The following is an 11,376-nucleotide window of genomic DNA, read 5'->3' as shown; positions in this document are numbered from 1 at the left end:
TGTTGCGCTTCATCTCTGGTCCTTTTCGATGGGCCAGAGTCTATTTCAAACTGGATTAGCTCCAAGGGGCAACGTCAGCCGGACAATCGACCTAGCCGATAAGGCATAGGCATGCGCCTATGAGTACGACTATGTCCAAGAGTTCCGATGAGCCGTTTCGACGGGTCGAAGTCATCACCTCCGTGCAGCGCCGCCGGCGCTGGTCCGTGGCCGAGAAGGTTCGGCTGGTGGAGGAAGCCATGCAGCCGGGTATGAGTGTTTCCTATGTGGCCCGCCAGGCTGGCATTTCCCCCTCCCAACTTTTCGCCTGGAAGCGCCGCATGCTCGAAGGTGGCCACGCAGCCGTTCAGGCCGACGAAGATGTTGTCGGCGCCTCTCAGGTCCGCGATCTGGAGAAGCGCGTGCGTGACCTCGAGCGCATGCTAGGCAAGAAGACCATGGAGGCCGAGATCCTCAAGGAAGCCCTTGAACTCGCCCGCCCAAAAAAACGGACCTCGCCCTTGCTCTCGTGGAGCAATCCCGCGGACGATACCCAATGAGCGTGATCGCCCGAACGCTTGGCGTCTCCAGGTCCAACCTCATCGAGCGCGCCAACAAGCCGTCAAAGCCGCGCGGCCCTTATCGCAAGCCCGAGGATGTTGCCCTGCTTGCCGAGATGCGTCCGATCATCGACCAGCGTCCCACCTATGGCTATCGGCGTGTCACGGCATTGCTCAACCGGCAGCGGCGCAAGCAGGGCAAGCCCACAGTCAACACCAAGCGGGTTCTCAGGGTCATGCAGCAGAACGGGCTAACCCTTCAAAAGCACACCGCCTTGCGGCCCGCGCGGACCCATGACGGTGTCGTTGTTGCCCTGCGCTCCAATATCCGGTGGTGCTCCGACCACCTCGAGATCCATGCCCGCAATGGCGAGGTGGTGCGCATCGTCTTCGTCATCGACGCCTGCGACCGGGAGATCATTGCCTGGTCGGCAGTCGCCAATGCTGGCATCTCCAGCGAGATGGTCTGTGATCTGATGATCGCGGCCGTCTAGCGCCGCTTCTGGACGCTGAAGCTCTCACACCGGTTGGAATGGCTCTCGGACAATGGCAGCGCCTATATCGCCAGGCAAACCGCTCAAGTGGCCGCGGCACTGGGCATCGACCTGCTCTTCACCCCGGTCCGAAGCCCGCAGAGCAACGGCATGTCCGAGGCCTTCGTCAAAACCCTGAAAAGGGACTACGCCTCAACCGTCATCCTCCCAGATGCCGACACTATCCTGGCCTTGCTGCCCGAATGGATCGAGGACTACTGTGAGGTCCACCCGCACTCCGGGCTCAAGTTCCGCTCACCACGCGAGTTCCTGCACCTCAGTGCATAAACCAAACCGCCGACTGTCCGGTGAAATGGGGTCCACTCCATGCGCCGCCCGCCATTGCGTTTTCTGGCTTTTAAAACCTGTGTGACGCATGATGAACAAATACCAATTGCCTGAACTGCTCATCAGCTAATCGCGCCACGGATTAAGTTCCACGTGCGCCACATATCTCGCGACGACCTCCGCCGATCGCCATCCGCCAGCTGCCATAATGGGCAAAAGGCCATAGCCCATTTTTACCAGACTCTGGGCCGCACCGACGCGGAGGGAATGGCCGCTCACTGATGAGACTGCATCTTCATCGAAATTGGCTTTTGCCGACAACTCTTTCAGCACCCGGCTTACAATGATTGAAGCCATATGCCGCGGGTAGGCGATGTCTCCTCGAACAGGCCGGATTAAAGGGCCTTCTTCAAACGCCGCTGCATCCTGCCAGTCCTCGATCAATTTTATCGAACGTGAACTTAGATGCGCGATGCGGCCCTGTCCGACAGGGTCATTCTTCGCTCTTCGCACTAGAATCTTTGCTGTGCCATCGTCATCGTACTCGATGTCTTCAATGCGCAGAGCTACAAGCTCAGAGCGTCGGCAAAGGGTATCGAATCCTACGCTGACAAGCGCTTGATCACGCAGTCCCTTTAGATTGGTGTCGCATGCCGCAAGCAGCTTGTCGCGTCGCTCGGCCGTGATCCCGAGTGCTTGATCGGGACGGGCAGGATGTTGGCGCATGACTCGGCGAAGCGCCAGCTTGATGTCTCGCGACAGCGTAGGATCGCCTAGGTCGAGCAAGCTATGGATCATGCGAATTGCCGCGAGGCGCCGCTTCAGCGTTGACGGTTTCAGAATTCCCGCATGGGCGTCAATGTAGGCACAAACAGTCGAAACCTCTGCTGGCAACGCCGCGAGAGCGTTTGAAGCGCACCACTGCGAAAAGTTCAAAAAATCGCTGCGGTAGCCCCTGATGGTAGTGGGCGCATAGGCGCCGTCCAAGCGGGTCAGGGACGAGATCCAGTCGTTATTCATGACGACCTCCCGCAACGAGCCTTGCTCGTCGTGGTTCTTACCAGCAATGTCATGATGGGTTCCCCTAGCGCCTTGAACCGGAAGCGGCGATGCCTACTGGCTTGCTCGTCCGAAAGGCTGGGAACGATAGAGAGACATTGACGCGCCGCAGCGGCGCGTCCAGAGAAAGGATAGCCATGTCAGCTCCTGTCTATGCAGTGAGTCTTGCATGGTCAGGGTGTCTGCGGGGATGGCCGTCCCCGTGGCACCCGCCCTAATGCGGGATGTGCCAACCAGCAAGGCCGGTCTTTGGCGAGGACCGTCATCAGACTTTAATAGGAATGGTGCCCAAGTCGAGCTTTGGTTGTTTTAATCCCTAAACAAGGTTAAGGCACAACTTTGGAAAGCCATAGTGGACCTGAAACGCCGCCCAATGTTCGATAACGCTTAATGCCATCCGCCCAAAACTCTTCGCAAAATTGCAGCAAAGCTGTGCGCAGATGGGCAAACCATCGATTGGCAGGGGCCGCTCGATCCTCTAGCTTTCCGGCGTTTGTGCGCGATGCGAGGAAAAAGACTTGAAGATTGCAATGATTGGCGCCGGCTATGTCGGCCTGGTGAGCGGGGCCTGCTTTTCCGATTTCGGGCATGACGTCGTCTGCATCGATATCAGCGAGGACAAAATCGCCCGGCTGAAGCGCGGGGAAATCCCCATCTATGAGCCCGGACTCGAAACGCTGGTCGAAACCAATGCCCGGGCCGGGCGCCTGTCGTTCACCACCGATCTTAACGCCGCCGTCGCCGATGCCGATGTGGTGTTCATCGCCGTGGGCACGCCCTCGCGCCGCGGCGATGGCCATGCGGATCTGAGCTATGTCTATGTCGCCGCCGCCGATATCGCCCGCGCCGTCACCGGCTTCACCGTCATCGTCACCAAGTCGACCGTACCGGTGGGCACCGGCGATGCCGTCGAGCGCATCATCGCCGATACCAATCCCGATGCCGATTGCGTCGTGGTCTCCAATCCGGAATTCCTGCGCGAAGGCGCGGCGATCGACGATTTCAAGCGCCCCGACCGCATCGTGGTCGGCCTCGAGGACGACCGCGCCCGCCCGGTGATGGAGGAGGTCTATCGCCCGCTCTATCTCAACCAGGCGCCGCTGATGTTCACCGGGCGCCGCACCGCCGAATTGATCAAATACGCCGCCAACGGCTTTCTCGCCATGAAGATCACCTTCATCAACGAGATCGCCGATCTGTGCGAGAAGGCGGGGGGCGACGTGCAGGCGGTGGCGCGCGGCATCGGGCTCGACAACCGCATCGGCGCGAAATTCCTCAACGCCGGGCCCGGCTATGGCGGCAGCTGCTTTCCCAAGGATACGCTGGCGCTGGTCAAGACCGGGCAGGATTACGAGGCCCCGCTGCGCCTGATCGAAACCACCGTGGCGGTCAACGATACGCGCAAGCGCGCCATGGGGCGCAAGGTCATCGCTGCCTGCGGCGGCGATGTGCGCGGCAAGACCATCGGCCTGCTCGGGCTCACCTTCAAGCCGGAAACCGACGATATGCGCGACGCCCCCTCGATCGCCATCGTCCAGACCCTGCTCGATGCCGGCGCCAGGGTGCGGGCCTATGATCCCGAAGGCATGGAGATGGCGAAGACGGTGCTGGACGGGGTCGAATACGGCGCCGATGCCTATGACGTCGCCAGGGGCGCCGAATGCCTGGTGCTGGTCACCGAATGGAACCAGTTCCGCTCGCTCGACCTCGACCGCGTCAAGAGCCTGCTCGCCAGCCCGGTGCTGGTCGATCTGCGCAATGTCTATCGCCGCGCCGAGGTGGAAAAGGCCGGGCTGGCCTATATCTCGATCGGCCGCAGCGACCAGGTGCCCGTCCTCGATCCGGTGCAGACGGACGCCGCCGAATGAAGGTTTTCGTCACCGGGGCGGCCGGGTTCATCGGCTTCCACCTCTGCCGGCGCCTGTTGGCCGATGGCCATGAGGTGGCCGGTTTCGACGGCATGACCGCCTATTACGATCCGGCGCTCAAGGCGGCCCGGGTCGACATCCTGCGCCGCTCCAACGGCTTCAGCCTCGTCGAGGCCCTGCTCGAGGACAAGGCGGTGCTCGAGGACGCCTATCGCCGCTTCGCCCCGGATGTGGTCGTCCATCTCGCCGCGCAGGCCGGGGTGCGCTATTCGCTCGAGCATCCCGAGGCCTATATCAGCGCCAATCTTCTGGGCACGTTCAACCTCCTCGAAGCGGTGCGGGCCACCCCTTGCCGTCACCTGCTGGTCGCCTCGACCTCCTCGGTCTATGGCGGCAATGAACACATGCCGTTCGCCGAAACCGATCGCACCGATTTCCCGGTCTCGCTCTATGCGGCGACCAAAAAGGCCTGCGAGGCGATGAGCCATTCCTATGCGCATCTGTGGAAGATCCCGACCACCTGCTTCCGCTTCTTCACCGTCTATGGGCCCTGGGGTCGCCCGGACATGGCGCTGTACAAATTCGTCGACGCCATCGAGGCCGGCCGGCCGATCGAGGTCTATGGTGAGGGCCGGATGCAGCGCGATTTCACCTATATCGACGATCTCGTTGAAGCGATTATGCGGCTGACCGCCTGCGTGCCGGTGGAAGGCGCGCCGCTGACCGAAGAGGGCGTTGTCGATTCCCTCTCCCCGGTGGCGCCATGGCGCAATGTCAATATCGCCGGCGGCGAGCCGGTGGGGCTGATGGATTTCATCGAGACCATCGAGGGCGTCCTGGGCAAGCCCGCCGACAAGATCATGCTGCCCATGCAGCAGGGCGACGTGGTGGCCACCTTCGCCAGTGCCGAGCTTTTGCGGGCGTTGACCGGCTATGTCCCGGCGACCAGCGTGGGGGAGGGGGTCGGGGCCTTTGTCGATTGGTATCGCGATTATCGCACGCGGCAATAGGCGGAAGCCCCAACGCAAAAAGGGCGGCTTGGCGCCGCCCTTGATCGATCGTTCCGATATATCCCGCGGAAGCGGGGCTCTAAGGCCTTGTTTTATCGCGTTTCCGAACCGGACAAGTGGTGCCCACTTATCCTGGAAACACTCTAGAAGTGGTAGGACAGGCCGATGACCACGCCGACGCCGTCGACGTCGACCGTGGTGCCGCTGACATTGTCGAAATGGATATAGCTGACTTCGCCAGTCAGCGAGAAGGAGTCCGAAAGCGCCTGGGTCACGCCCGCGCCGACGGTCCAGCCCAGATCGGTGTAGTCGGTGCCGGCATTGGTCGACCGGGCGACGCCGAGGCCACCCATGGCATAGGCCAGCGTGCTGCCGCCATCGCCCAGCTTGAGGCCGAACTGGCCGGTCAGGCGCCCGACATCGCCCAGGGTCACGCCGCCGACCGAGAGATTGGACAGCGAGGAAGGCGAATATTCGGCCCGCACCCCGGCAACCATGTCGCCCATGTCGAGCATATAGCCGGCATGCACGCCGACGCCAAAGATGTTCTCGCTGGGGGCGCCGGAATTGCTGCTGACATTGGCATAGGCCCCCGTCAGGCCGATATAGAAGCCGGTCCAGTCATGGGCGCTGACCGGCGAGGTCAGGATCGGCATGATCGGGGCGGGCTGGATAACATCGGCTGCTACCGCGGGCAATGCGGTCAACCCGATAGCTGCAGCGATAGCAAGCGTGGTTTTCATGAATTCGCTCCTGACGAGGACGGGAAGGCGCCTTTGTGCAAAAATTACGGTGGAATGATTGCCAAAATATGAACGAGGGTCAATGATCGCGGACGATTAAAATCCGCTTTCGCCCATGTGTGGCGTATCGGCAACATATCTTGGGTCGTCTGATCCCCGTCAATGATAATATCGCCGCGCTGTGTCCCAGTCCTTCGCGGGACGATCCTCTCATCTATTCTTATATGAGTAGCGGTAATTGTAGCTGTAACTGTAACTGTAGGAACCTGTCTTGGCCTTGCGCGGATCGAAGCCGTTGAGCACGACGCCGCTCATGCGCACACCGGAGGCTTCGAGGGTTCGCTTCATGGCTTCGACCTCGCCCAGCGGGGTTTCGTCGAAGCGTACGATGCCGATGGTCGCGCCCACGGCCTGGGCGATGATCACCGGATCGGTCACCGCGAGCACCGGCGGGGTGTCGAAGATCGAGAGATCGAAACGGTCGTTGAGCTCCACGACCAGGTCGCGGAAGGAGCGCCGCATCAGCAATTCGGACGGGTTGGGCGGATACTCGCCCGCCGGCAGGAAGCTCAGCCCGGCGATCGGACCCTCGATCAGCACCTCGTCCAGCGCCGCCTCGCCGGCCAGCACCTGGGCGAGGCCGATCTTGGGGGCGTTGAAATATTTGCGCAACTGGCCGCGGCGCAAATCCGCGTCGATCAGGCACACGCTCTGCCCGGTCTGGGCGGTCACCACGGCGAGGTTCACCGAGGTGAAGCTCTTGCCGGCATTGGGCGCCGTCGAGGTGATGGCGATCGAGCGGGTATCGGCGTCGAGCATGCCGAAATGGAGGCTCGTGCGCAGCGAGCGCAGGGCCTCGACGGCGAGATCGGTGGGATCGTCGATGGCGAGGATGTCGCGGCTCCGCCGGTTGGGGCCCATCAGCGCGGCGGCGCGCGCCGTGTGGTTGACCGTCGCATAGACCGGCAGGCCGATCTTTTCCAACTCCTCGCTGCCCTGCACGCCCCGGCGCAGCCAGTTGCGTAGGAGGACGAAGCCGATGCCGGCCATGAGGCCGAGCACCCCGGCCAGCGCGATGACCAGCGAGGTGCGTGGCGCCACCGCCGCCCGCGCGGTCTGCGCGCGGTCGATCAGGCGCACATTGCCCACGGTGCTGGCTTCGAGCACCTGCAATTCCTGGCCGCGGCGCAGCAATTCGGTGTAGCTGACCTGGGCCATTTCCACCGCCTGGGTCAGGTTGAGGATCTGCTGCTGGGTTTCGGGCAGGGCCTCGGTCTCCGATTGCAGCTGGTCGCGCTGGTCGGTCAGGCGCTGGCGCTGGTTGAGCAATTGCTGGTAGACCGGGTGGGAGGGCGTATAGCGCTGGCTGATCTCGTCCTCCTGGCTCTGCAGGGCGACCAGCTCGTTCTCGATGCGGGTGATCTGGGTCAAAAGGTTCTGGGTCTCGAAGCTGAGATCGACCGATTGCTGGCCCTGGCGGAAATTGCTCAGCGCCTGCTCGGCCTCGACCAGCTCCGCCCGGGCGATGGGGATCTGCTGCTGCACGAAATTGAGCCCGCTCTGGGCCTCGGCGGCGCTGCGGGCGATGTTCTGCTCGATATAGCTCTGCATGATCGCATCGAGGATGCGCTGCGCCATCGCCGGGTCGGAATGGGTGAAGGTGGCGCTGAGGATGCCGGACTGGTTGCCGCGCTCGGACACCGAGAGGTTGCCGCGCACCGCGTTGATGACGTCGAGCTCGCGCCGCTGGGTGATCTCGAAGCTGCGGCCGATGGCCCCGACCAGTTCGCCGACCCGGAGGGAGAACCCGTCATCGGGGTGATAGAGCGCCTGGCCGACCCGGCCCTCGGCCTGGGCGCCATTGGGCAGGGTGACGCGGTATTGCGCCGGGGCGGTGATGGTGAGCTGGATCGGATCGCCGACCCATTGGGGCGGCACTTCGAGCAGGTCGAGGACGATGGCCTCGTCGGCACGGGCGAAGGGGGTCAGCGCCGCCATGTCGGGCACCGGGAGCCGGAAGCGGGTCACCGCATGGCCGATCACCGGCAAGAGAACCGGCTCGGCCGTCCAGTCGAGGTTGAGGTCGGCCACCACCTGGCCGATCACCATGCGCGAGCGCAGGATCTCGATCTGGGTGACCGAGCGGGGACTCGATTCCATCAGCTCCTGCATGGCGGCCGGCAGGCCCAGCGAGGTGGAGCGTTCTTCCAGCTGGATCAGCGCGTCGGCCTGATAGGTGCGCGGGGTGATCGCCACATAGAAGACACCGATGGCCAGCGCCAGGACGAGGAAGGCGGCGACCCAGAACTTGCCGGCCCAGATGCTGAGCGCCAATTGCCCCAGGTCGATCTCGTCATCGGCGAGGTCGGCGGGGGGAGGGGCGGCGGTGTGCTGCACGGCGGTGCCTCTATCGAGCATTGGTCAACCTTTTGGCCCAGGCGCTGGCGGCCTTATCCATCTTGTCGAAGACGGCTTCGTGAAAGTCCTGCGAGCGGCGATAGGGGTCGGCGATGCCGGTGCCCCCGGTCCACTGGTCGAACAGCAGCACGCGGCCGGCCAGATGGGGGGAGCGGGCGACGATGTCGCGCCGATGGCCCGGCTCGAGCACCAGGATGAGGTCGGCGCCCGCAGCGAGGTCCTCGTCGAACTGGCGCGCCACATGGCCCTCGAGGCTCACCCCGCGCGCCGAGGCGACCTTGCTGGCCGTCTCGTCGGCGCCCTTGCCGACTAATGCTCCGAGCCCGGCCGAACTGATCTCGATCCCCGGCAGGTGCTGGCGCAAAAGTCGTTCGCCCAATGGCGAGCGGCAGACATTGCCAACACAGACGACGAGAACTGAATTGATATTCATCTTCTGCTATGGGCCCGGCCGATGGATTCGCGTGATCGGCAAGACCTTGAACAAATCCTTGTCGGACCTCAAGCGATATATTGTGCGCGAGCGCGGCAAACGGCCGCTCACAAATCGGCTGTGACGACCTGGACGCTGCGCACGGCCTGCACGGTGGGCAGCAGGGCGCTGATGGTGTCGTTCCATTTCGAGAGCGGGGAGCGGGTGACATAGACCACGTCCTGCGGCTCGAGGATGAAACGGGTGCCCAAAAGCAGGCCCATCGGCGTCGAGGTGTCGAGCTGGTAGACCACCATGCGGCCGGCCACCAGGCGGAAGACGAACACCCCGCGGGCGTCGGCCCGCAATTCGTCGATCCAGCCCTGGCGCGACAGCGCCTGGGTGAGGCTCACCGGATCGCCGGAGAGATCGACATTGCCCGGCGCGATGACCTGGCCGAGGACGAAGGCCTCCTCGGTGGTCTTGGAGGGCACCGAGATGACGTCGCCATCGACGAGGATCGGGTTGTTGCCGACCATGCCCCCGGCGAGGAAACCCTGCAGGTCGACGCGATAGGTGCGGCCATTGCGCTGCACGGTGACGTGGCGCGCATCGGCCTTTTCCGTGAGGCCCCCGGCGGCGTTGATCGCCTCGAGCAGGCTGAGCGGGGTGGTGGTCAGGGACTGGCGGTTGGGCTGGTGCACTTCGCCGGCGATCACCACGCGCTGGGAATTGAAGGCGGCGACCCGCACTTCGAGCTGCGGGCTGGGGATGAATTCGGCCAGCCTGACGCTGAGGACGGCGCGGATTTCCTCGGGCGCGCGGCCGAGCGCATAGACCTGGCCGACAAAGGGATAAAAGAAGGTGCCGTCCGACTGGATGCGGAAGCCGGTTTCCACCGCGCTGCGCTCCGGCCCGGCCGGCAGGGTCAGCTCGGGATGGTCGAAGACGATGACGTCGAGGATGTCGCCGACCCCGATCTTGTAGTCCCAGCGCCCGGCGGGGGGCAGGCCGGTGGGGACGTGCCCTTTCACCGGCGCCTGGAAATAGGAGATGTTGGTGGGGTCGAGCTTGACGATGGAGAGATCGTCGGGAAGGCTTTCCTGCGCGGTGGGAGTCACCGGAAACTCGGTGTGGCCCAGCGTGGAACACCCCGCCAGGGACAATGCCGCAAAAATGGTGACCACTACCCGGATCATCTATCCCCCGTAAGCACTGTGCTGGTCGGTTCCAGCATCCTTATACGCCATGGGGCGGGTTTCGGAACCCGCCCTGCCATGCAAAAAAGCCAGTTGTGTCGCAACTGCGGCATCGGGGCCACAGCCATGGGCGCGGTTTGACCCGCAACCGGCCGTCTGACCGACAGGTTGAACAGAAAATGCTGGACTAAGGATTAACCGGTTTTCCACCTGTTCATGGCGCCGTCATGGACAACTGGCATAGAATGGCCCCGGCATCGGATTTCGGGCTTCACCGCCCCGACCAAATCATGACACACTGCAAGAGCAGACTTGTCAGGAAAATACGGGGCTTGATTGTCCAGGTTTGCTTTTCCTGTATTAGAGTGCATTGATAATATTGGCTTGAAAGAACAAAGAGGGGCCGGGCGGCCGTATGTGGAACAGACTTGCGCCAGCGCGGCCTGCCGGGGAGCCTCCATCAGGCCGGTTCTTCCATCTTGCCATCATCATGGACGGCAATGGCCGCTGGGCGCAATTGCGCGGGCGGCCGCGTCCGGTGGGTCATCGGCGCGGCGCCGAGCAGGTGCGCAAGATCCTGCGGGCCCTGCCGGAGATGGGCGTTTCCCATTTCACCATCTATGCCTTTTCGACCGAGAACTGGAAGCGCTCCAACCAGGAAGTGCTGGCTCTGATGAGCCTTTTCGAGCGCTATATCCGGCGCGAGGCGCAGGAATTGCACGATTCCGGGGTCAGGGTGCGCTTCATTGGCGATCGCGAGCGCCTGTCCGAGCGGCTGCAGCGCATGATGGGATCGCTGGAGAGCCTCACCGAGGCCAATAGCGGTCTGGTGTTCAACATCGCCATAAATTATGGCGGTCGGGACGAGATCGTGCGCGCGGCGCGCGCCATCGCCGCGAGCCTGCAGGATAGCGGGCTGGCGCCGGAGGCGATCACCGAAGAGCTGATCAGCAACAATCTCGATCTGGCCGGACAGCCCGAGCCCGATCTGGTGATCCGGACCGGGGGGCATTTGCGGGTGTCCAATTTCCTGCTCTGGCATTCCGCCTATGCGGAATATGTGTTCACCGAAACGCTATGGCCCGATTTCGAGGTCGAGGAGCTTCGGAACACGCTGGAAACCGCCATGCAACGCAAGCGCAATTTCGGCGCGGCCTGAGAGGGCGGGTAGCCCGGGCACCGTGCGCGCCCCGGCCTTCGCGCCTTACGCCGCGCTTGAGGCGAGGCGCTCCCTTCGATAGGGGAAGATGGCGCGCGAGCGGCGCAGGAACCGTACGCTGCCGACATAGCTGGCGATGAACAGCACG

At 63.2% G+C, this 11,376-nt stretch carries 8 protein-coding genes and 1 pseudogene; 4 read left to right on the top strand and 5 right to left on the bottom strand.

Annotation, left to right across the window (positions count from 1 at the left end; all coding sequences use genetic code 11):
- Positions 1 to 119 precede the first annotated feature (119 nt).
- A pseudogene (locus DVH29_RS15535) lies at positions 120 to 1,360 on the top strand (IS3 family transposase).
- 126 nt (positions 1,361 to 1,486) lie between these two features.
- Here DVH29_RS15535 and DVH29_RS15530 read toward each other — a convergent pair.
- A complete protein-coding gene (locus DVH29_RS15530) occupies positions 1,487 to 2,380 on the bottom strand; it encodes a tyrosine-type recombinase/integrase (RefSeq protein WP_147276136.1) in 894 nt (297 codons plus the stop codon).
- 557 nt (positions 2,381 to 2,937) lie between these two features.
- On the opposite strand from DVH29_RS15530, the gene DVH29_RS15525 reads away from it, so the two are divergent.
- Both DVH29_RS15525 and DVH29_RS15520 read left to right on the top strand, forming a co-directional pair.
- Entirely contained in the window at positions 2,938 to 4,287 is a 1,350-nt protein-coding gene (locus DVH29_RS15525; RefSeq protein ID WP_114647099.1) for a UDP-glucose dehydrogenase family protein, read from the top strand.
- A complete protein-coding gene (locus DVH29_RS15520; RefSeq protein WP_114647098.1) occupies positions 4,284 to 5,297 on the top strand; it encodes an NAD-dependent epimerase/dehydratase family protein in 1,014 nt (337 codons plus the stop codon). Before DVH29_RS15525 ends, DVH29_RS15520 begins: the two co-directional genes overlap by 4 nt.
- Positions 5,298 to 5,440: 143 nt before the next feature.
- Here the strand turns inward: DVH29_RS15520 and DVH29_RS15515 are convergent, their stop codons facing one another.
- The 4 genes from DVH29_RS15515 to DVH29_RS15500 all read right to left on the bottom strand — a co-directional run bounded on the left by DVH29_RS15515 (position 5,441) and on the right by DVH29_RS15500 (position 10,069).
- The gene (locus DVH29_RS15515; protein WP_114647097.1) at positions 5,441 to 6,040 is read right to left on the bottom strand and encodes an outer membrane protein; all 600 of its coding nucleotides are present in this window, start codon (positions 6,038 to 6,040) and stop codon (positions 5,441 to 5,443) included.
- Between the two features lie 210 nt (positions 6,041 to 6,250).
- A complete protein-coding gene (locus DVH29_RS15510; RefSeq protein WP_114647096.1) occupies positions 6,251 to 8,458 on the bottom strand; it encodes a polysaccharide biosynthesis tyrosine autokinase in 2,208 nt (735 codons plus the stop codon).
- The gene (locus tag DVH29_RS15505; protein ID WP_114647095.1) at positions 8,448 to 8,891 is read right to left on the bottom strand and encodes an arsenate reductase/protein-tyrosine-phosphatase family protein; all 444 of its coding nucleotides are present in this window, start codon (positions 8,889 to 8,891) and stop codon (positions 8,448 to 8,450) included. Before DVH29_RS15505 ends, DVH29_RS15510 begins: the two co-directional genes overlap by 11 nt.
- A gap of 107 nt (positions 8,892 to 8,998) precedes the next feature.
- On the bottom strand, positions 8,999 to 10,069 hold the full coding sequence (locus DVH29_RS15500) for a polysaccharide biosynthesis/export family protein (RefSeq protein ID WP_114647094.1): 1,071 nt from the start codon (positions 10,067 to 10,069) through the stop codon (positions 8,999 to 9,001).
- A 415-nt stretch (positions 10,070 to 10,484) separates the two neighbouring features.
- On the opposite strand from DVH29_RS15500, the gene uppS reads away from it, so the two are divergent.
- Positions 10,485 to 11,228 carry a polyprenyl diphosphate synthase gene (gene uppS, locus DVH29_RS15495; protein ID WP_114647093.1) on the top strand — a complete coding sequence of 248 codons (744 nt, stop codon included), beginning with the start codon at positions 10,485 to 10,487 and terminating at the stop codon, positions 11,226 to 11,228.
- Positions 11,229 to 11,376 lie beyond the last annotated feature (148 nt).

Source organism: Pelagibacterium lacus, from assembly GCF_003345525.1.
In the GTDB taxonomy this organism is placed as follows: Bacteria; Pseudomonadota; Alphaproteobacteria; order Rhizobiales; family Devosiaceae; genus Pelagibacterium; species Pelagibacterium lacus.
This window is presented reverse-complemented; position numbering and strand designations above follow the sequence as displayed.

Coding starts and splice junctions, on each gene's coding strand:
- DVH29_RS15530 (WP_147276136.1), bottom strand. CDS start 2,380: ATGAATAACGACTGGATCTCGTCCCTGACCCGCTTGGACGGCGCCTAT.
- uppS (WP_114647093.1), top strand. CDS start 10,485: ATGTGGAACAGACTTGCGCCAGCGCGGCCTGCCGGGGAGCCTCCATCA.
- DVH29_RS15505 (WP_114647095.1), bottom strand. CDS start 8,891: ATGAATATCAATTCAGTTCTCGTCGTCTGTGTTGGCAATGTCTGCCGC.
- DVH29_RS15520 (WP_114647098.1), top strand. CDS start 4,284: ATGAAGGTTTTCGTCACCGGGGCGGCCGGGTTCATCGGCTTCCACCTC.
- DVH29_RS15515 (WP_114647097.1), bottom strand. CDS start 6,040: ATGAAAACCACGCTTGCTATCGCTGCAGCTATCGGGTTGACCGCATTG.
- DVH29_RS15510 (WP_114647096.1), bottom strand. CDS start 8,458: ATGCTCGATAGAGGCACCGCCGTGCAGCACACCGCCGCCCCTCCCCCC.
- DVH29_RS15500 (WP_114647094.1), bottom strand. CDS start 10,069: ATGATCCGGGTAGTGGTCACCATTTTTGCGGCATTGTCCCTGGCGGGG.